We start from the raw sequence: 20392 nt of genomic DNA on the forward strand, positions 1-20392 counted from the left end.
CTTATACATACTCAACATGGATGCTCTATTCTTGGATGATTGCCCGAGGCACATATCCATTTCGACAAGATCATGCTAACGGTAGCAAGCACAGGACATCACTGGTACAATGACAATAATCTACTTATATTTGCACGGAGCAGCGGGTTTGCCGGCAAATTGTTTTTTCGACAAGGAGGTCAACTCATGAACAGCAAAATCGGCATCATGGACATTGGCTCCAACTCCATACGTCTAGTGATCTATGAAATAACAGAGTCAGGAGCCTACAGAATTGTCCAGGAATGCAAAGAGGCTGCCCGACTAAGTGAAAAGGTTGGAACCAACGGCCGCATGGAGCGGGAAGCGATTCGAAGCATCGCTCCATTACTGCGCCAATTTATAACGGTATGCCGTATGCACGAGGTTGTTCGTATGCGTGCAGCAGCGACGGCCGCTATCCGTAATGCGGCGAATTCGGATGAGATTGTTCAATGGATTGCCGAGGAAACAGGCTTAACGCTGGAAATATTGAGCGGGGAGCAGGAAGGCTATGCCGGTTTTCTGGGCGTCGTCAATACCATGAATGTAAACGACGGCATTATTATTGACATCGGGGGCGGCAGTACCGAAATTACGCTGTTCCGCGAGCGACAGCGGCTTCATACCGTCTCGTTTCCTTTTGGCGCGGTCAACACGAATTCGCGCTTTGGCCGGGAAGTCAGGAATGGTGAATGGTCCCCTCAGCAGCTTGAGGAGATGGAGAGCTTCGTCCGTTCTTCCCTGCAAGACCATGATTGGATCTTTTCCAATCCGGGCCTGCCGTTCATCGGTTTGGGGGGTACCTTGCGTACCTTGGCCAAAATCAATCAGAAGCGGCAGGATTACTCGTTGCCCGTGACGCACCATTACGAAATGACGACAGAAGATGTCGATTATTTTTATGTCAGTCTGCCCCATCTTCCCTATGAAAAACGCAAAAAAACAGCCGGCCTGTCCAAAGACAGAGCCGACATTATTATTCCGGGGCTAGTTATATTGAAAACGATATTCGAGGCCGCTCATGGCTCCACCTATTTGGTCAGCGGAGCGGGCTTGCGTGACGGTTTGTTTCATAAACTGGTCAATGCCGAAAAGCCTGTGGTCGACAATCCGCTCATCGCGTCGATCCGCAATATACTTTCATTCGCTGTACCGGTTAGCGAAGAGCACGTCAAGCGGGTTAACGAGTACGCTGTGCGGCTGTATGACGAACTCGTTGGCGTATGGACTGACGTATCATCCTCAGCGATGGACAAACGTCTGTTGCTGACCGCTGCAACGCTGTACAAAACCGGAGCAGCCTTAAATTACTATCATTTCCGACAGCATTCTGTGTTCTGGATCCTGCACGCGGGCATCGGAGGTTTATCCCATCAGGAAACGGTGCTGGCTGCGCTGATCGCAGACTATCATCCCAAGAATCGGACGCCCCGACTGCTGCGCACACATGCCGATATTCTGGAGCCTTCCGACGAAGAACGTGTACATCGGTTAGGCTCCCTGCTCCAGCTTGCGATCGGCATGGATCGGAGCGAATCCGGCATCATCACCAGCATCAATCCCACCACAGGTGACGATGCGCTACATCTTCGTCTGGAAAGCACGGGTGAACCGATTCTGGAACAGCGGGAGCTGGAGGCTGTCGCCAAAGATTTTCAAAAAGCATGGAACCTTACGTTGTCGTGGTCCATTCTTCCTTCTTCCAATTTCTAACCTTCATGGCTTCGGATTGGCTCCGCATAGGGGCCTCTTCGTCGTTTCTTGCCACAAACTGATAGCTGCCATTAGACAGAAGCTGCCGCGCCTTCACATTATCTCTCAAGGACAAACGCAAAATATCCGACAGCATTCCCTTGATCCGGTCATCATAAATCGGGCACATTAGCTCAATCCGACGTGTCAGGTTGCGAGTCATCCAGTCCGCGCTGGACAGGAACAACTCAGAAGCCCCTGCATTTTCAAAATAAAACAGCCTGGAATGCTCCAGAAAGCGATCCACAATACTGATGACGCTGATATTCTCGCTGAAGCCTTCCACACCGGGACGCAAGCAGCAGACCCCTCTAATGATCAGATCAATCTTCACACCCGCCTGAGAAGCTGCATATAGTTCATCAATCATCTCCTGACTGGATAAGGAGTTGATTTTGGCGATAATCCGGGCGGGCTTGCCTGCCAAAGCTTGCTCTGCTTCCCTACGGATCAGCTCGAACAGCTTGTTTTTCATTCCCGTCGGAGCCACCGTAAAAGCTTGCAGCGTCTTGAGTGCGGAGAAGCCCGTGATTTCATTAAACAGCTCGGAGGCATCCTCGCCCAAGACCGGGTCTGACGTGAATAACCCGATATCCGTATATACGCGGGCCGTGCTTTCATTGTAGTTGCCAGTCCCCACATGCACGTAGCGCTTAAGTGCGTTACGCTCGTGGCGTACCACGAGAATAATTTTAGCATGGGTCTTCAAGCCGACCAGCCCGTACACCACATGGCAGCCTGCTTTTTCAAGCTTGCGTGCCCAGGCAATATTACGCTCCTCGTCAAAGCGGGCTTTCAGCTCTACCACCACCGTAACCTGCTTGCCCGATTCAGCCGCACGAGCTAATGCCGGAATCAGCCTCGATTCTCCATTGACCCGGTACAAGGTCATTTTGATCGCCATCACATCCGGGTCCTCGGACGCTTCAATGATAAAATCCGTTACCGCATCGAACGACTCATACGGATGATATACCAGCACGTCCCGTTTGCGGAGTACATTGAAAATATCCTCCTGCGGGGGCAGCTCTTCCGGGTACAACGGCTTGATCGACGGAAACTTCAAATGCGAATACCCTTCCAATTGATCGGCAAAGGACGACAGAAACGTCAAATCCAGCGGCCCGTCCATCTCAAACACATGATCGAACAGCTTGAATTCGCGCTGAAGCTCCATCAGAGCAAAGGGATGAATCCCTTTTTCCACTTCCAGCCTGACTGGCGCACCGCGTCTTCTGCGACGCAGCTCTTTTTCAATCTCTTCGAGCAAATCTTCGATCTCTTCTTCATTAATGGACAAATCGGAATTGCGTGTGACACGGAAGGCTTGAACTGATTCCGGCACATAACCTGTGAACAGCGTTTGAATATGATGCTTAATTAACTCTTCAATTAAAATGAATGATTTCTTCTTGCTATTGGAGCGTAGCGGCACAGAAACGACACGCGGAATATTGGAAGGCACCTGTACAATGGCAAAAAACGGCTTATCCTCCTCCGTATCCCCTTGACGTCTCAGTACAACTGCCAAATATACGTATTTATTGTGAACTAGTGGAAATGGACGGCTCTGATCAACCGCCATCGGCGTCAGCACAGGAAATATAATTTCATGAAAGTACGTATCCAGAGACTTGCGCTGTGTCGCATTCAAGCCCTCATATTCAAGCAGCAAAATCCCCTTTTTCGTCAACAGGCGGGAAATTTCGCGATAGGCTCGATACTGCTCCGATACCATTGAGACCGTGCGCTTGATCAGCCGTTTGTACAAACCGGAGGGAGTATATCCGGTAAAATCCTTTTGCATAAACCCGGCCTTAATCTTCTCTCGCGTCTCTGCCACCCGAACAGCCATAAATTCATCCAGATTGCTGGACACAATCGCCAAAAATTTGGCTCTTTCCAGCAACGGTGTGTCTGTATCCTGAGCTTCCTGAAGCACACGTCGGTTAAATTCAATCCAGCTCAAATCCCGATTAAAGTAGCGTTCTGACCCGGCTTTATCTTTATCTTTATCCTTATTCTGACTCTCTATCAACATATGGCCTCCATCAATCATGCAGTATAGTTATGTTTTATTGTACTATTAGATGAAACGCACTAGCATCACGACTGTGTAAACACAATGTAAAATGTGTGTAAAATGCAGCCTGATGTTGAAAAGGTCAATCGGATACTTTACAAAAATAGTATTAAAGGGTACAGTGTTTACGTCTGTTTCATTGAGATAGATTGTCGAATCGTAGTTTTCATCGCTTTTTATGTTATCACTCTGTTACTTGTCACATACCAGCCACGTTCAACTGCTTCATTTTCAAATGGCATCATATAGGAGGATTTACGTTATGGAACCCAAGAAAACGCCACGCGTACTGCAAAAAAACATCGAATTTTTCACCGCGGCGCTGTCTCAGCATCTCGTTTCAGTCTGGCAGGAGGACCCGACGGGCGTATACTGCGAGATTGGCTGCGGATATATCGAATTGTTCAGCAGCGAGATGATTCGGGTGCGCAATCAGGATGGGACCCAAAGCCATTATGACCGCAATATCACGATGTTTCAGTTGATCACCAAGGATCAGCCGATATAATTATTATATGCTATGTCTGTACTGTTCTTCCAGATTAGAAATGCTTTTTTTTCTTGAATATAACTGCCATCTAACTGTTAACTTATAGGCTAAACGTTATTCTTTAAGGCAGCTATGCTGCTGGCTTTCGGTTTGTTAACATATTACAGGTTTATCCAAAAGGCGCCACAGAGCGCTTTTTTTTGTCGTTATTTTTTGAACATCGTTTCAAAAAGCAGTATGATAAAGTAACATATGATCTAAATCTAAAGGGGACTCAACCAATGGAGCATACAACATCAGACAGACGCATCCTGATCATGACCGCGGTTGAAGACGAACGGGAAGCCGTGCTGCGCGGGCTGAACGGCGACACCCGCTTTGCAGTTGAACTGGCTGGTGTGGGCGCTCCGTCCGCAGCAGCTTCGACCGCGTTGGCACTGGCTGGCGGTGGCTACCGCCTGGTCATCAGCGCCGGAATCGGCGGCGGCTTCGTGGATGTCGCCGCACTGGAGAGCGTCGTCGTCGCTGACGCGATCATCGCCGCCGACCTCGGGGCCGAGACGGCGGAAGGCTTCAGCAGCGTGGACGAGCTGGGCTTCGGCTCCAGCCGAATCGCCGTGAATAGCGCAACCACACAGCGGCTCGTTCAGGCGCTACGCGCCGCCGGACAGACAGCTGTGGCTGGGCCGATCCTGACCGTCACGACGGCCACAGGTACAGCGGCTACGGCAGAACGGCTGGGGCTGCGCGTTCCCGGAGCCGCTGCCGAAGCGATGGAAGGCTATGGGGTAGCCGTAGCAGCGAACAGGCTGGGGCTGCCTGTGATGGAAATCCGCACGATTTCCAATGCAGTAGGCCCACGTGACCGCGCAGCCTGGCGGATCAAAGAGGCTTTGCAGGCGTTGGAAGCCGCATTTTCTACAATAACGGAGGTTATATAGATGCAAATTGCTTTTTCACCTTGTCCCAACGACACCTTTGTCTTCCATGCCTTGGCGCACGGGTTGATTCCGGGCGCACCCGCGCTGGACATTACATTTGCCGATATCGACATCACTAACAATCTGGCGGTAACGCCAAACGGGCTGGATGTCATGAAAATCTCTTATGCTGCACTCCCTTGGGTGCTGGACGAATACGCCCTGCTGCCTTGCGGCGGCGCGCTGGGTCGGGGCTGCGGTCCGCTCGTGCTGACCAAGGAAGGCACCACGGCGGAAGGACCGGAAGCCCTGTCCGGCAAGCGCGTAGCTGTGCCGAGCGAACGCTCCACAGCCTATCTGCTATTCCGCCTGTGGGCCGCCAAGCATGTGCCGGGAGGGGTCGGTGAAATTGTCGTGATGCCGTTCGACCAGATCATGCCTGCTGTCCGTGACGGACATATGGATGCCGGGCTGGTCATTCACGAGGCACGTTTCACGTATCCATCCTACGGTCTCAGCAAGCAAGTGGATCTGGGCAACTGGTGGGAAGAAGATACGGGTCTCCCGATTCCGCTTGGAGCCATTATTGCCCGCCGTTCTCTGGACCTCGAAGCCATTGCAGGCTGGATCCACGCCTCTGTCGAGTACGCTTGGAAGCATCCCGAGGCTTCGCGCGAATATGTATTGTCCCATGCACAGGAGCTGTCACCGGATGTAGCCCAATCGCATATCGACCTGTACGTGAACGACTTTACCGCCAATCTGGGCGACAGCGGCTATGCAGCCATCGAAGCACTGCTCGGACGCGCCGCCCATGAAGGGCTTGTGCCTTCGTTTGATTTAGCCAAGCTGCGCCTTGCATCCAGAACCCGCTAATGAACCACCATTGCATGATTTCCTGCTGATTAAAGCAGCCTTAAACATATAAAACCTCCCGAACGAGCACATTGCCTAGCCATGCGCCCCATTCGGGAGGTTTTATGATTTCATATTGCGAATCCCCAATTCAGATTCGCCTGATCCTTATCCTTAATTCTGTTCCTGCTCCACGACCTCGGTCTTAAACACGTTATCCAATTTGGTACCCAATCTTTTGACCAGTGGCACCTTGATATCCCGGCTCAGCTCCTTGAAAAAAGCGTCCATGTCACAATTAATCTTATCCAACACGACCTTCACCGTGCCCTCTGCCAAGATCTGCTCATTCAGATCCTCCGGTACAGTAACCGAGATATCATACTTCTTGCTTAACGTTTTAATGTAGCGGGTAAAGATTTCGATAAGCTCCTCATTGTTGAACTTCTCGACTGCAACTTGCCCTTTGTTCGTAAATTTCAAATTTACTCTCACGTTAGCATTTCCCCTTTTCCTTTTGACCATTTATTTTGGATAAACGTTGAACCTTACGAGGCTCTTCAAAGAAAGGGCCTTACCGGTCGTTTTAGACTCTTGTCCTTTGATATTCTAAGTATAACACATTAAGTACGATTTCATTTCCCAACCTGTCGTTTTATGATAAAAAATGATACAATTCGCGCATTTTCAGCATTAATTCTTTCTTTTCATGCCAATCATTAGGAAGATTTTATGCACAAATACATAAAAAAACGCCTACCTCGCAAAAGAAAGACGTTTCTGTATAGATGCTTATGCCGTATGGATTTACACAGGTTTTGTACATTCCCATCCATGTGAACGATACTCACGCACCGCATCCCGTACATCCTCGATATCATCGGTATGCAGCAGAACGGCAGGTAAAATGACCCAATATTCGTTCTCTGTCAGATCAATAAACACGTCCTCAACATCATAATATTGCATATCGCCAAAAGCCGTATCCCTGATTTTCTGTCCAACCAATGGGGTAAAATGCGAATCCAATGTTTTAATGACCTTCGTATATTCCTTCACGCCCGTTGCTGTAATCTGCTGTGAAATAATGACGCTCAATGCTGTCTACCTCCCTGGCTGATAATGCTCATTATAACCTCTTATCAGGCCTTCCACAAAACCTTGTGCTCCAAAAATAATAAAAATCAACAACCCGATGCCGATCCCAATGGAGCTTAAAACGATAATAAGGATGCCCTGTGTATCTCGTTGCTCTATCCGTTTCGTCAAAATGCCGAAGACTAAACCCAGAATAGCCGACAGATTACCAATGACTAAAATACTTAATAGTAGCCCTAATCCTGCAAAAATCCAGCCAAACAAAGCTAGCACCCAGCCCTGCGGCTGTGGCTCACTCCGTCTCATTTGCCAGCGTTCCCTCGCTGTAGGCGTGTACCTATCCATTCTTTAGCTCCCCCGCTCTTTAAGCAATCCTCAAGAAAGAAATTCGTTCGCCTTCTCCCGGTGGGCAGGCTTGATATGCATGTCCAGCACTTTTAAGGCCGCCAGCACGACACCCGCATCGTCCGTGAAGCCCAGCATCGGAATAACATCCGATATGGCATCCAATGGAGAAATAAAATAGGCCAAGGCCCCGAAGGCCACCCCTTTGGCATAAAGAGGCGTTTCAGGATCTAACGCACAATAGTACATGGCCAGCGCATCCTTCACAAAGGGAACCTTCCCGGCCGTGGATTTCACCTTTTTGAAAAATCCCTTTTTCACCTTTTCTTCCTGCTTCGGATCATACTTGGCTTTAGTTACATCAAAATCCTTCATAAGGCTCCTCCTATTGCTGACTGGCAAGCTTGAAAATTCCACCTTCCCGCTTTCCAAGCGGATAATTGTGGACCGTCATTTCCACCGTCGTCTTCTTCTTATCCCATACCGGAAGCTTGTCCGATGTACCATACTCTTTCATAGCGATGTTTATGACTTCCTCCGCCTTCTTTGTCAAAGTAGAAGAAGCCATATTATATTTACCATAACCTTGATAAGCGCCACCCAAACCAAGATTCGGTTGATTGTTCACATTTAAAAGCACACCCTTCAACGTACCATTCTCTGCTACATCAAAGGTCACTTTTTCCAATACAAAATCATCAGTAACGACAGAAGTCTGCTCCAATGCATGCGATATGGACGACAGGTTGGCTGCTAATCTAACCTGTTGCAGCAGCGTCTCTGTATCGTTTTGTTGCTTCGTTAATGCTTGTGTTGTCTTGTTGAGTGAAGCATTTGCTGTCGTCAAAGTATTTACCCTCGTATTCAGATTATAATTCCATACCGCCAAGGCTATACATCCTAGTACCGCTACTCCTGAAATGACCGTGGCTACAACTGCGAGCTTGCGAACAGCCTGTGATTGAGGCTCCACAGACTGAGTATGACTACCTAATTCCCCCATAACAAACTTCCTCTCTATTTATATAGTCATATTTTACTATGACCCCTTTTTATAATCTAGTATATTCTTCCTGCTTTCTCATTCTCTATTCATGGGTGCTGGTACTCGTTTCATTGGCCCTTGAGCTTCGGTTGCCTCGTTTTCCCGGGGAGCAGTTTTTCGTAAATCGGTAAAGCTACAAACCATGTAAAAAAAGCTTCCCTGCTCCCAAACTCGGCCCAGCGCTTTTTAGTCGTTTCGGATTACGAACTTTCGTCAGGCCGAGCAGGCCGGGTTGGCGACTTATTTCCTAAAATGACGCATTCCCGTCCGTTCGCCTCTCTTGTTACTGGGCCGTTAAAATCAGTGGTCCGTCCGGCGTGACTGCGATCGTATGCTCATATTGCGCCGACAACTTGCCGTCGGCCGTTCTCGCCGTCCACTGATCGTCGTCGATCATGATACGGAACGTACCTTCGTTGATCATGGGTTCAATCGTAAATACCATGCCTTCCTTTAACCGAATGCCTTTGCCGGCTGTGCCGATATGCTCGTAGCTCGGCTCTTCGTGCAGGCTCCGCCCAATCCCGTGCGCCAGCAGATCGCGTACGACGGAATACCCATTCGCCTCCGCATGCTGTTGAATTGCTGACGTGATGTCACCAAGCCGGCCCCTGGGGAGCGCTCGGGCGATCCCCAGATCCAGACATTCCTTCGTCACCTTCATTAATTGTTGCGCCTCAGGTCGGATATTGCCCACCGCATAGCTCATGCACGAATCGCCGAACCATCCGCCGTATTCCGCGACGATGTCGAGCTTCAACAAGTCCCCGTCCATAAGCACCCGATTGGAAGGAATGCCGTGAGCCACGACATCGTTGATCGAAATACAGGTTTCGGCGGGGAAACCATTGTATCCTTTCGTAAACTGCTTGCCGCCCAGCTTGGTGATGTGTCTGGCAACAAAGTCATTGATTTCCTGGGTGGTAATCCCAGGCTCGATCAGTTTGGCCACCTTACGGTAGCAATCCGCAACGATTTGGCTCGCCGGCTTCATCTCTTCGATTTCCCTAGGTGATTTTAAAATGATCATCTTTGTTTATTCGCTCCTTATCCATTCTATAATTTTAAAAGCCCGGCGATATCCCTGGCCTCCTCGTGCAGCTTTCCGCGGCGAAGCGATAGTGAGGCGCAGCCGACCAAGGCGGCCAGCAGCATTTCCGCGCGCTGTAGCCGATCCGGCGGCTCCGCTGCGTTTCTGCCGGAAGCGGCAGCCCCGTCCGCCGCACGCCCAGTTTCCAGCAGCGCGGCAAGCGGCGCGAGCACCTCCCGGCGAAAGGCGGCCGAGAGCGGAGCCGACCGTGCTTCAGGCAGCGAGGCAAAGCCCTCACCGGCCAGCTTATGCAGCAGGTACAGAGCGTGGTCCTCCGCCCAAAGCTGTAACAGTCGGACCCCAGCGGCGGCGACGGGGCCAAGCTCTGCGGCAGCGGCCGTTTCGCGACTTCCGCTTCGGGAATCCGCGGCAGCCGCGTTCCCGGTGTCCGCCGCAGCAGCCAAGCCGAAATGTCCGCCCTCCGGCGCCTCCCCCGAAGCCGAAGCCGAAGCGCACGGGACCTCCAGCGGGGCCTCTAGCGTGTCCTTCTGCCATCCCCCGGCCCGCTCCAACGCGTCCCATAGCAGATCGTGGAGCAAATCGCCCTTATTGCTGTAATAATGGTATACCGTGCCATAGCCGAGTCCCGCCTGCGCGGCCACATCGCGCATTTCCAGTAAAGGCCCTTTATTCAAAAACACATCGGCAGCGGCTTTCCGGATTTGCGCCAAACGCCGCAGCCGGATCTCTTCGTTTTGTTCCTTCGTGCGTGGAGACATCTCGTCCGTTCACCTCTTTTATTTTCGACCTACTCTTATGTCAATATAAAACATCGGCTTGCGAATAACAAGGAATAAGCTGGAGAATTTACGGCTTATTGAAATCGTTATATAAGGGGTGTCTATTCAGATGCAGGAAAATCAAATAATTGAACATGAAGAGAAGCTTCGTAAAGCTATGCTGTCCAGTGATATAAAGGTCCTCGATGAACTGATTCATGATGATCTTATATTTGTAAATCACTTTGGACAGATGCTGAACAAAGAAGCGGATCTGGAGGCGCATCGTTCAGGTGTTTTACATTTTACGGATATTCAAGTTCTGGATCAAAGGGTGATTCTACTGGAAGGTTAAAACAGATGTAGAAGTCGCTTGGCACTTGGCTGAATGTTATACCGCGGTGATTTAAAGCCGCACCGTGCATGGGATGAAGCCCACACGGAGCTTCATAATGTGACCAGACAGCATGAATTTATAACATCATTATATGTGCAGGCAAAGCTAAATACTCGGCTATCTCACTCGACTAGAAAGTGGATTAACGATAGTGTGGAGTTGAGACATAGCGCTGAAGCAAAAAGCCAAGTAAGCCGAAGCATCTCTCAACATACCGTTTTAGAAGGAATGATCACCTTATGACTTGCTTTTCAGTTTGATAGGATTAGCAGTTAGCAGTTCCAAAGCATTTATGCATTAATTCCACTGGTATATTATTCTAGTGCAGCGGGGTAACCTATATACTAAATATCTACAATTTTTAAACAAGGAGGTTTTTGCTTGGACCATCTCGTTATTTTGATCAGGAGTTTTTCTGCATTCTTTATCCTCATGATAATTGGGAGAATATTGGGGAAGCAAACCCTTTCCAATATGAACTTTCACGAATTCGTGACGGCAGTCATATTAGCAGCTATAGCAGCCAACTTTGCATTTAACGAAAAAATAGAAGTTGTCCACCTTTTAATAGCCCTGTCCGTTTTTACAATTACTTCTTATGTTTTATCCAAGCTTTTTTTGAAATTCAGAAACTTTAAGATGTGGACAGAGGGAGCACCCTCCGTTCTCATAGAAGGAGGGTTCATTCTCGAAGATAACTTAAAAAAAAATAATATGACATTGGATTCTTTAAACCAACAGCTTCGCCAGAAAGAAATTTTTAATATAGAAGAAGTGGAGTACGCCCTCCTTGAGATTAACGGAAAACTATCTGTTCAAAAGAAGAAGGAACTGCAAGCCGTGACATTAAAAGACCTGCATTTGAATACAGGTAATGCCATTCAGTTCCCAATTGAGCTTGTAATCGACGGACAGCTTTTGCATGGTAATTTAAACTCCAACCATATTCCCGAATCATGGCTGCTGTCCCAACTGAAGGCACGCGACAAAAAGTTAGAGGACATATTCTATGCCGTTAAAGGCAGCAACGGCCAACTCTATGTTGATGAGTATAAGGATAAAATCCAGCATCCAATTGATGTGGAGTAGTATTGACTTTCGGTCAATAGTTACCTGAGATTCAACGTAATCAGATAATTGTATTTGGCAGCATGCTTAAGCTCATCCAATATGATACCGTACACTGTGTCCTTATAAATGCCAGCAGGCAAACCAAACCAGATGTTGCGGTATCGTTCCACCGCACCCAACTCTCCCATCAAGGCGCGCTGTAGACCTTCTGTATAGGATTGCACCCTATCATATTGTTCACTACTGATGCTTGCGATTTCCTGTCCTGTAAAAGTCCGATACATCTCTCTGAACATTTTATTGTGGCCACGTTCATCGTTACGGATGCTTTCAACAATAGCTACCTGCTCTTGTGAGGGAGCCAAATTGATCAATTCATCGTAGAACAGCTCATCGTTACGCTCCCCTTGTACCGCTTCCTTTATCATTTGTACTGCTTTCGGAAATCCTGTGCTCCAGATGGGTACAAAATCAACCCGCATATAGTATGAATTTCCCCAGTAAGAAGGTACTTGATACAAGTTTGTCTCCTCCCGACATTAGTATATAGAAAGTATATGCGCATCTGCCCATGTCGGTTCCCAACATTAGGAAAAATGAATGCCGTTCCGCACGCTCCCAGTCGCCCTTCTCTTGTGAAGTAATGCTGACGGCTATTTGACTTACCAACATACTGGGTTGATTATATTGATGATAGCTAACACCGGGGAAGAACTCACTATAAGCTACTGAGTAATAAACGAGGGACTCGTTGACAAACATTAGCTGGTTTTCTTGTCTTAATTATGATGCTTAAAAAATAAAAGGAGCTTTCCATAAACGGAAAACTCCTTCGCACGTTAAGCTATTTACTGCTATAGCTTATTCAATGACGGACCAAACCTCCAGCCAAATCATCCCAGCGCCAGGAAACCTCATGTCCGTGAAGATGCAGCCCCCCAAACCACTCGTCGATCCCTTGAACTGCAATACGATCCGCTGATCCATGTAGTACCTCATTACCCAACTCAGTCAGAATTACCGGGCGGTTCAGAAACTCCGGGATTTGCCTGAAATCCAAGCCGTCCTCAGCCCCGTCCATAATCAGTAAAGGATGCTCACCTTCCACCAAAGAACGAATAACTTTCCAATATTCGAGATCGCCCATGCCGAGCACATGCAGGACGTCAGTTACCTGACGGAACATTTCCAAAGGCGTATCCACTCCGTTGCGAACGGCCTGAAGCGTGGTCTGTTCCACAATACCAAGACCATTCCGTTCCGAGGGCAACCGTTTGAGATGCGCTGTGAAGGCCTCATAGGCAAAAGGCAGACCGGATGCTGCCAATGTTGCCTTCTTGTCTTCCAGAACCCGGGCCCGCAGTGACCGTTCTTCAGCCCCTGCTGGATTTGCAAATATCGGCCCTGATGGATAAACCTCTCTCCATACAAGCACATCACCCTGTACAACGCCCTGCTTCAACATCTCACCTACAACATCACCGTTAACAATATGTAGCATGTTTTGCCCTCCCTCATACAAATGATGGAACACGGAGACGAGATCGGCCACCGGGAGCGTACCTTTCAACTTTCGGCGGGCATCGTGCAGCCGCTTCTTAAGCGTCGGGACCGGAGTGCCCAGATAATCGGAAATTTCCTGAAGAGAGTAGCCGTAAAAATAAAATAGCCGCAGAGGCACGCGCAGCTTGGCAGACAGTGCCTTCACCGATTGCTGCAAAACTTGACTCTCCTCCCTACGCTCCGAAATTTCTGCCAAATCCGGTACTTCTCCCGATACCTGCACCGCTTCATCCAAAGGAAGCACAGAATGATGCTTGCGCCGCAGCGTCCGCTGGGACTGTCTTACGACAATGGTCTTGAACCAGCCGGGAAAAGCGGCCGGGTTCTGTAGCTTCTCCAGATTCTGATAAGCCTCTATGAACGCATCCTGCACGGCATCTTCCGCGAGATGGACATCCTTCAGCATGTCATAGGACACCGCAAAGGCCATCCCACGAAAATGCAGCATCAGCTGCCCAAACGCTTCCGCATCCCCTAGCCGCGCCTTTTCAACCCACTCCCTCATACGTCCCTAGCCTCGTTTCTTTCGTGTTCTTAATCTTAAGTGCCAACTCAATGGGGGAAGGTTACAAATTATATTGATGGAAAAATGAAATGATTGATACATAGCGTCACCGAACACTGCAACAATATGAACAGATTCTTTCTCATAGAAGCATACTGTAGTTACAGGTTTCCAACCGAAATAAATCACCCTTTATTTTTCACGAGGTTAAGTTCAATGTGACTTCTACCATGTAGCCATAGCAGTTCATCCAGTAAAAATGCTAATCCATCCTTACTGCGCAAACGCTCGATCAGTTCTGTGACGACCTCCATAATCTCACGTTGCACATTCTCCGCTAGTTGCAGCCCCCCGCTTTCCCCGTCCACATAAAGATACGGATGATCCGGTTGTTCTACCTTTCGTACATATCGCAGACACAATATTCCATGTTCAAGATAAAAAAAATAGCTACGATCATACAGGACTCCCTCAAATAATTCATACATATGAGGATCATCATCAAGTCCATATACCATGGCAACTCTTTTCAATTCAACAGATTCGCTCATAAATAATTCCCCCTACCTTATAATATTACTGATTTATTTATGTATTGATATCCAGCATAAGCATGGTTACTGTATGAATGATCTGGAAAACATAAACGACACGCCCCTTCACTCCCTAAATCATTGTTATAAGAAATTTTTTATCAATACTTAAATTCAGTATCCAGTACCGTTCTACTTTAGAACCAAGTACCAAGTGATCAAATTAACAATGTTGAGAGAAAATAAATTTAATACTCATATTCGTATATTCGTTTATTAGTATAATATATACGACTTTTAGTATAGAGTCAACATCAATTTTACGGATATTCGTATATTGGATATAATGGGCTAGAGGATGGTGTACATATGAGAACGATTCGGCTTAAATTGAACGAGGTTATGACACAACGGGGACTTACGCAAACTCAACTTTCTGAACTATCTGGTGTTCGTCAGGCGGCTATATCAGAAATGTCACGGAACATTCGTGAACAAATAAATCTAAAAACACTTATCAAAATCGCGGATGCACTTGAAATTGATGATATATCTGAACTCATAGCAATTGAAAATTCTGAAAAGGATCGCCTATAAAAACGGTCCTATTTTCGTTAAGTACTTTTCGTCTGCACTGGCTAAACTTAAATAATGTACAAGAAAAACGGAGAAGACGGATTGGTGCTGTACAAGCCAAGCGGTCGCTTCGGAAGCACCATCCGTCTGCGAAGTGGCAGTTCCATTTATATATTCGATCTTTTGATCAGTTCCTCCACGGCTTTATAAGTCATGTCAAGGTAATCACTTTATATAGTGTAGTGATTATGATCATTTAACACATTCAAAAAGGCCTCCATAGCAATATAGTATTATACGACTATACCGCTATAGAGGCCTTCATTTATAGTTAGATCATTTCTTTGCTTTCGTCTGATCCTATTTAAAAATCACTTCGATTGCTTTGTGGCTTCGTACAAACGCTGTAAAATGGTAACCGCTTCAGCCCGTGTGACTAGCGCTTTGGGGTGAAGGTATCCATCATTGGCGGTAAGGACGCCCATATTAGTCAGGGTGTAAAATGCTTCTCCTTTTTGATCTTGGGAATCTCCATCATAATAGGGCTCCTCTTGAGTCGTGTCGATGTATATTACTGGATAGTTGATCATGAAATTGTCATTGTAATTCGCCTGACGAATTTTTATATCCTTATACTGCGCAGCTGCAGAGATTACTTCCTTGATCTCAGGATGAAGAGTCTGATTCGTATAATCCGTCCGAACGGAAGCAATCATCATAACATCCCAGCGGGTCAGCGGTTTGTCGGGATTGATATAGAATTGATAGTTTGGATATTTGCCCCCTACTCTTTCAGTGAAGCCCCAAACATAATCCCCATTGAATAATGCTGCAAAATCTTTATTCGCCCAGTGCTTACGCGCATCAACAAATTCTGAAGCTTTTCCGGACGAATGATTGATCTCTGGAAAAAGCTTGTGAAACATATTTACAAATTCCGCTTTCGTTATGGTTTTTCCTGGCTTGAAGGTCCCATCCGCATAGCCCTTGACAACGCCTTTGTCGACCATCGAACGAATAGATTCAGCAGCCCACTCATATTTTGTCCCGTTCACATCAGTAAACGTATTTGCCGCGAATGCGGATTGACTAAAAAACAGTGCCACCACAACCAGCGGAGTGATAAGCCATTTCTTTTTCAACATCTCTTTCCACTTCCTTAAAGTAAAATTTATGTAGAAACTAGTTCTCCGAAACTCCATGTTATATCGGCATTTCAAAAGCAAATGATGATAATAATCAGAAAAAACAACACAAAAACGACCTCGCAACGAGTAATTCCCGTCACAAAGGCCGTTATCCGCATTCCCTAACAAACCTGATATTTAGGCTTCTATAATTCAGACCACCACTCGAAAAACACTAATTAACATGGCTCCTCGTTCGGCTTCCCTGCATCCGTAGCTGTACGGAAGCTTGAACCGCAACCACAGGTAGCGATTGCATTCGGATTATGAATCGTAAAACCGCCTGACATACCCGACTCTTCAAAGTCGATTTCCAGACCGTCCAGGTAGCGGATGCTTTCCTTTTCCACTACAATCTTCATATCGTGTACGTTCATATATATATCCTGATCCGTCTCGTTGTCGTCAAAGCCCATGGCATACGAGAATCCGGTGCAACCGCCCGGCGTAACACCCAGACGCAAAAACATATTCGGCGTTTCCTGCTGCTCCAGCATATCTTTCAATCGCTCGGCAGCGGAATCGGTGATGTTAATCATGGCTCCATCCTCCTCTTTTACTTCATGTTCTCCTTCAGTATACTCCACTATTTGCAGGTGCTCAAGTCATGGAATGTCCTTCCCTTACGGGCTAAAAGACCTGTTTTTCTGTTCGTTTGTATTGAACACCTGTGAGGTGAGGTTTATAATAGGTGAAGAGTGAGTAAAAGAAACTGTCGGAAATTTGTCATTTCATAGGCAATGATCTGAGACATTCATCATTGTAGCTTGGTATTGTAACATTTTTCACATATCATATATTATATATCCGCGCTGCCGGATTCGTACCGACGGAACGGGACATCCTGTGTGCATCAAGCGCTTGTGCCGCTTATAGGGCGGACAGCCTCGCACAGAGCAACTTGAAGGAGGAATATAGGCATGTCCACATTAGTTACACCCTTTACAGACCGCAGAATGGCAGAGATTGTAGAAAAGGTACAGAACGGCATTCGTTTGAACCTTGAAGATGGTATATATTTGTACGAAACTGAGGATATTCTCACACTGGGTCAGTTAGCTAACGAAGCGAATTTACGCAAGAACGGAAAAAAGGTATATTTTATTGAAAATATGAGCCTGTACTTCACCAATGTATGCGAAGCTCGCTGCGCGTTCTGTAATTTCCGCAAGGATCAGGGGGAAGACGGCTCTTATACGTTGTCCGGGCAGGAAATGATTGATTATGTTGAGCAGCATATCCATCCGGGGGTCAGAGAATTCCATATCGTCGGCGGTCATAATAATCATGTACCTTTCCAATACTATGTAGACTCATTGAAGGCGTTAAATGAAAAGTACCCCAACGTTACACTTAAAGCTTATACTGCGGCGGAAATTGACTTTTTCACACGTATTAGTGGCTTGAGTATCAAAGAAGTGCTTCAGGAGCTGCAAAAGGCAGGGCTTCAAACCTTGACCGGCGGTGGCGCAGAGATTTTATCAGATGAGTATCGCCAAAAAATGCGTGTCACCAAAGCGAATGTAGATCGCTATCTTGAGGTTCATCGCACGGCTCACAATCTCGGCATGAGAACCCATACGACAATGCTGTACGGTTCGGTTGAATCCTACGAGGATCGTATTGAACATATGCTGCAAATCCGTGCATTGCAGGACGAAACGAACGGATTTATGGTATTTATTCCACTGTCCATGCAGCCGAAAAGCAAAAATGCCAACATCATGCGCCGCAACTCTGCTTACGAGGATCTCAAAACCATTGCGATCAGCCGCCTGATGCTGGACAATATCGACCATGTCAAAGCTTACTTCATTAATATTGGCCCGCAATTGACGCAGGTTGCTCTGACCTTTGGCGCATCGGACGTCCATGGCACGATTGTGCGCGAGCAAATTAGCCATGCCGCAGGTGCACTGACCCCGGCCGGATTGACCCGTAAAGAGCTGATCTGGCTGGTCAAAGGTGCCGGACGCATCCCGGTTGAACGGGACACCTTCTATAACGAAATCGAAGTTTTCGAATAAAAGCCATATCGGATTCGTATTTTCCCGCGTGCATTTCATCCCCATACCTCACATCATGCAGCATCAAGCTGCCTCGGAATTCTCTGGTCTGCCTGTTGGCGGGCCGGGAACCCGGGTTTTATAACAACAAAAAACTTGTGTCTGATCGGAAACATTGAATTTGCATGTCGCCGGGATAAGACATAATTTGAAGGCGAACAAGGTTTCCTGATGAGGCACCAGACCATTTGCCGGGGACACGGCAGCGAAAGGACGGCGGGTTTTGATGAAAAATTTCGTTATTCTGGGAGGCGGCTACGGTGGCCTTACCATTGCCAAGGAATTACTGAATAAACATATTCCCGACAATATTCAAGTCATTTTAGTGGATCGAATGCCCTTTCAGGGATTGAAAACAGAATACTACGCCCTCGCAGCGGGTACGGTATCTGATTTTGATTTACGTGTGCATTTTCCCGATGAACAACGACTCATTCGCAAATACGGAGAAGTCACCTCGATGGATTTGGAAAATAAAATCGTACATTTTCAGGACGACGAGCCTTTGCCGTATGAACAGCTTGTGATTGCACTGGGCTGTACCGACCGTTTTCATAATACACCGGGAGCTGAAGAGCATAGCTGTACCATCCAGTCCTTTAACAATACACGTCAAACGTATCTGCGCTTGAATGAAATCAAGCCTTACGGACATGTGCATATTGTAGGTGGCGGTCTGAGCGGTGTGGAGATTGCGGCGGAATTACGCGAAAGCCGCACAGATTTGAATATTACCATTATGGACCGGGGTGAGCGGGTGCTGTCGGCATTCCCGCAGCGTTTGTCTGCCTATGTACATGCCTGGTTTAAGGAGCATCAAGTCGATGCATTGAATCATGTTGGGGTTTCCCGCATTGAGCCGGGCGCTATTTACAATCATGATGAAGAAATTGTGACGGATGCGGTTGTATGGACTGCCGGGATTCAGCCTGTGAAAATCGTGCAGGATTTAGCTGTGCCCAAAGACCCTCAGGGCCGCATTGTGCTAAATGAATATTACCAAATTCCAGATCATACCGAGGTATATGTAGTTGGAGACTGTGCCAGCCTCCCCTACTCCCCAAGTGCTCAGGCAGCGGAGGTGCAAGGTGAGCAGATTGCACACATTGTACACGACCTGTGGAAAGGTCACACGCCTCACCCGCATCCTTTGAAGCTGCGTGGCACATTGGGTGCCCTTGGCAAGAAGGCAGGATTCGGCTATGGCTTCATGGGCAGCACCTCGCTGCGTGGTCGTGTACCCCGCCTGCTCAAAAGCGGCGTGCTCTGGAAATCCAAACGCCATTTTGGATAATCTGTCGGTACAACACACAAAGAAGACCTGCTCTGGGAAGCGGGTCTTCTTTGTTTTGAGTATTGTATTCACCGTGCGTATATCCAATACAGAAAGAAGCTGGCTGACGAATGATTATACCTCAGTCATACCTCAGTCGAGATCAAGGTTATCCCACGCCTCGGCTTCTTTGATTTTGTTCATAATCACTTCGTACAGCAGCTCTGCTGAATCGGCAGATACAATCTCACCGTTGACCATCGCATACGGTTCTGCGTTACACTGACCACAATTGCTGAGACAGCCATATTCAATGACGTCGTAATCTGGATTTTGCTCCAGTCTGGACATCAACTCATCGGTGCCAAAATGCATATTGCTAGTGCAAAATTCAATGATGGGTCTTAACATTTTTTCACCTGCTTTGGTCGACGGGCATTTTAATTTGGCCCGCTTTGTAATATAATAAATAAGGTATAGGAAAGGAGTTGAATTCTAATGAGCGAAACACAAAGCATTCCAATGTATGATGAAGTATCCGAAGTATTGGATAAGCTTCGTCCGTTCCTGCAACGCGATGGTGGCGACGTTGAGTTGGTTGATGTAGAAGACGGCATCGTTAAGCTGAAGCTGGTAGGCGCTTGCGGCAGTTGCCCAAGTTCCACAATCACGCTGAAAGCAGGGATTGAACGCGCTCTTCTCGAAGAAGTCGACGGCGTCCAAGAAGTGGTACAAGTATTCTAATGCTTGATGCATAATGATCATGAGAGTCTTGACTTCGATACCGAAGCTCAAGACTCTTT

Annotated in this window: 24 protein-coding genes; 10 read left to right on the plus strand and 14 right to left on the minus strand. The window is 47.5% G+C overall.

Annotated elements, in window-relative coordinates; all coding sequences use genetic code 11:
* Positions 1 to 186 precede the first annotated feature (186 nt).
* Positions 187 to 1734 carry a Ppx/GppA family phosphatase gene (locus ACIFQM_RS22075; RefSeq protein ID WP_430038197.1) on the plus strand — a complete coding sequence of 516 codons (1548 nt, stop codon included), beginning with the start codon at positions 187 to 189 and terminating at the stop codon, positions 1732 to 1734.
* On the opposite strand, the gene ppk1 is transcribed toward ACIFQM_RS22075, so the two are convergent.
* Positions 1694 to 3814, minus strand: coding sequence for a polyphosphate kinase 1 (ppk1, locus tag ACIFQM_RS22080; protein ID WP_430038195.1), 2121 nt, complete (start codon positions 3812 to 3814; stop codon positions 1694 to 1696). The genes ACIFQM_RS22075 and ppk1 overlap by 41 nt on opposite strands.
* Positions 3815 to 4118: 304 nt before the next feature.
* Here ppk1 and ACIFQM_RS22085 point away from each other — a divergent pair, with 304 nt between their 5' ends.
* The 3 genes from ACIFQM_RS22085 (at position 4119) to ACIFQM_RS22095 (ending at position 6142) form a co-directional block, all read left to right on the plus strand.
* Positions 4119 to 4364 carry a hypothetical protein gene (locus ACIFQM_RS22085; RefSeq protein ID WP_430038193.1) on the plus strand — a complete coding sequence of 82 codons (246 nt, stop codon included), beginning with the start codon at positions 4119 to 4121 and terminating at the stop codon, positions 4362 to 4364.
* A gap of 263 nt (positions 4365 to 4627) precedes the next feature.
* Positions 4628 to 5287, plus strand: a complete 660-nt coding sequence (locus ACIFQM_RS22090) for a futalosine hydrolase (protein ID WP_430038247.1) — start codon at positions 4628 to 4630, stop codon at positions 5285 to 5287.
* On the plus strand, positions 5288 to 6142 hold the full coding sequence (locus ACIFQM_RS22095) for a 1,4-dihydroxy-6-naphthoate synthase (protein ID WP_430038190.1): 855 nt from the start codon (positions 5288 to 5290) through the stop codon (positions 6140 to 6142).
* A gap of 153 nt (positions 6143 to 6295) precedes the next feature.
* Here the strand turns inward: ACIFQM_RS22095 and ACIFQM_RS22100 are convergent, their stop codons facing one another.
* From ACIFQM_RS22100 to ACIFQM_RS22130, 7 genes are all read right to left on the minus strand, one after another.
* Complete coding sequence (locus ACIFQM_RS22100; protein WP_014277849.1) at positions 6296 to 6616, minus strand: hypothetical protein; 321 nt, start codon at positions 6614 to 6616, stop codon at positions 6296 to 6298.
* A gap of 312 nt (positions 6617 to 6928) precedes the next feature.
* Positions 6929 to 7219, minus strand: coding sequence for a hypothetical protein (locus ACIFQM_RS22105; RefSeq protein WP_430038186.1), 291 nt, complete (start codon positions 7217 to 7219; stop codon positions 6929 to 6931).
* A gap of 6 nt (positions 7220 to 7225) precedes the next feature.
* The gene (locus tag ACIFQM_RS22110; protein WP_430045646.1) at positions 7226 to 7564 is read right to left on the minus strand and encodes a hypothetical protein; all 339 of its coding nucleotides are present in this window, start codon (positions 7562 to 7564) and stop codon (positions 7226 to 7228) included.
* A 30-nt stretch (positions 7565 to 7594) separates the two neighbouring features.
* On the minus strand, positions 7595 to 7939 hold the full coding sequence (locus ACIFQM_RS22115; protein WP_430038179.1) for a YkvA family protein: 345 nt from the start codon (positions 7937 to 7939) through the stop codon (positions 7595 to 7597).
* Between the two features lie 10 nt (positions 7940 to 7949).
* Positions 7950 to 8567 (minus strand): hypothetical protein, encoded by a 618-nt coding sequence (locus tag ACIFQM_RS22120; RefSeq protein ID WP_430038176.1) that lies wholly within the window; start codon positions 8565 to 8567, stop codon positions 7950 to 7952.
* 325 nt (positions 8568 to 8892) lie between these two features.
* Positions 8893 to 9639 (minus strand): type I methionyl aminopeptidase, encoded by a 747-nt coding sequence (map, locus tag ACIFQM_RS22125; RefSeq protein WP_430066130.1) that lies wholly within the window; start codon positions 9637 to 9639, stop codon positions 8893 to 8895.
* A gap of 26 nt (positions 9640 to 9665) precedes the next feature.
* Positions 9666 to 10418, minus strand: coding sequence for a TetR/AcrR family transcriptional regulator (locus ACIFQM_RS22130; RefSeq protein ID WP_430038171.1), 753 nt, complete (start codon positions 10416 to 10418; stop codon positions 9666 to 9668).
* 130 nt (positions 10419 to 10548) lie between these two features.
* Here ACIFQM_RS22130 and ACIFQM_RS22135 point away from each other — a divergent pair, with 130 nt between their 5' ends.
* Positions 10549 to 10773: a nuclear transport factor 2 family protein gene (locus ACIFQM_RS22135; protein WP_430066132.1), complete on the plus strand. Its 225-nt coding sequence runs from the start codon at positions 10549 to 10551 to the stop codon at positions 10771 to 10773.
* A 423-nt stretch (positions 10774 to 11196) separates the two neighbouring features.
* Complete coding sequence (locus tag ACIFQM_RS22140) at positions 11197 to 11904, plus strand: DUF421 domain-containing protein (protein ID WP_430066134.1); 708 nt, start codon at positions 11197 to 11199, stop codon at positions 11902 to 11904.
* 20 nt (positions 11905 to 11924) lie between these two features.
* Here ACIFQM_RS22140 and ACIFQM_RS22145 read toward each other — a convergent pair whose 3' ends face one another.
* From ACIFQM_RS22145 to ACIFQM_RS22155, 3 genes are all read right to left on the minus strand, one after another.
* Entirely contained in the window at positions 11925 to 12368 is a 444-nt protein-coding gene (locus ACIFQM_RS22145; RefSeq protein WP_430066142.1) for a ferritin-like domain-containing protein, read from the minus strand.
* A gap of 383 nt (positions 12369 to 12751) precedes the next feature.
* Positions 12752 to 13954, minus strand: a complete 1203-nt coding sequence (locus ACIFQM_RS22150) for an RNA polymerase sigma factor (RefSeq protein WP_430066136.1) — start codon at positions 13952 to 13954, stop codon at positions 12752 to 12754.
* A gap of 185 nt (positions 13955 to 14139) precedes the next feature.
* Positions 14140 to 14505, minus strand: coding sequence for a hypothetical protein (locus ACIFQM_RS22155; protein ID WP_283653183.1), 366 nt, complete (start codon positions 14503 to 14505; stop codon positions 14140 to 14142).
* Positions 14506 to 14856: 351 nt separating this feature from the next.
* Here ACIFQM_RS22155 and ACIFQM_RS22160 point away from each other — a divergent pair, with 351 nt between their 5' ends.
* On the plus strand, positions 14857 to 15084 hold the full coding sequence (locus ACIFQM_RS22160; protein ID WP_283653184.1) for a helix-turn-helix domain-containing protein: 228 nt from the start codon (positions 14857 to 14859) through the stop codon (positions 15082 to 15084).
* Positions 15085 to 15434: 350 nt separating this feature from the next.
* Here ACIFQM_RS22160 and ACIFQM_RS22165 read toward each other — a convergent pair whose 3' ends face one another.
* A complete protein-coding gene (locus ACIFQM_RS22165) occupies positions 15435 to 16208 on the minus strand; it encodes an S-layer homology domain-containing protein (RefSeq protein ID WP_430038164.1) in 774 nt (257 codons plus the stop codon).
* Positions 16209 to 16429: 221 nt separating this feature from the next.
* Positions 16430 to 16789 carry a HesB/IscA family protein gene (locus ACIFQM_RS22170; protein WP_430038161.1) on the minus strand — a complete coding sequence of 120 codons (360 nt, stop codon included), beginning with the start codon at positions 16787 to 16789 and terminating at the stop codon, positions 16430 to 16432.
* Between the two features lie 381 nt (positions 16790 to 17170).
* Between ACIFQM_RS22170 and mqnE the strand changes: the two genes are divergently transcribed.
* Positions 17171 to 18277, plus strand: a complete 1107-nt coding sequence (gene mqnE, locus ACIFQM_RS22175; RefSeq protein WP_430038158.1) for an aminofutalosine synthase MqnE — start codon at positions 17171 to 17173, stop codon at positions 18275 to 18277.
* 265 nt (positions 18278 to 18542) lie between these two features.
* Complete coding sequence (locus ACIFQM_RS22180) at positions 18543 to 19610, plus strand: NAD(P)/FAD-dependent oxidoreductase (protein ID WP_430038155.1); 1068 nt, start codon at positions 18543 to 18545, stop codon at positions 19608 to 19610.
* Between the two features lie 132 nt (positions 19611 to 19742).
* Here the strand turns inward: ACIFQM_RS22180 and ACIFQM_RS22185 are convergent, their stop codons facing one another.
* The gene (locus ACIFQM_RS22185; protein WP_044645448.1) at positions 19743 to 20000 is read right to left on the minus strand and encodes a YuzB family protein; all 258 of its coding nucleotides are present in this window, start codon (positions 19998 to 20000) and stop codon (positions 19743 to 19745) included.
* Positions 20001 to 20087: 87 nt separating this feature from the next.
* Here ACIFQM_RS22185 and ACIFQM_RS22190 point away from each other — a divergent pair, with 87 nt between their 5' ends.
* Positions 20088 to 20333, plus strand: a complete 246-nt coding sequence (locus ACIFQM_RS22190) for a NifU family protein (protein ID WP_025684715.1) — start codon at positions 20088 to 20090, stop codon at positions 20331 to 20333.
* Positions 20334 to 20392 lie beyond the last annotated feature (59 nt).

The organism is Paenibacillus sp. NRS-1782, assembly GCF_050467685.1.
Classification (GTDB): domain Bacteria; phylum Bacillota; class Bacilli; order Paenibacillales; family Paenibacillaceae; genus Paenibacillus; species Paenibacillus terrae_A.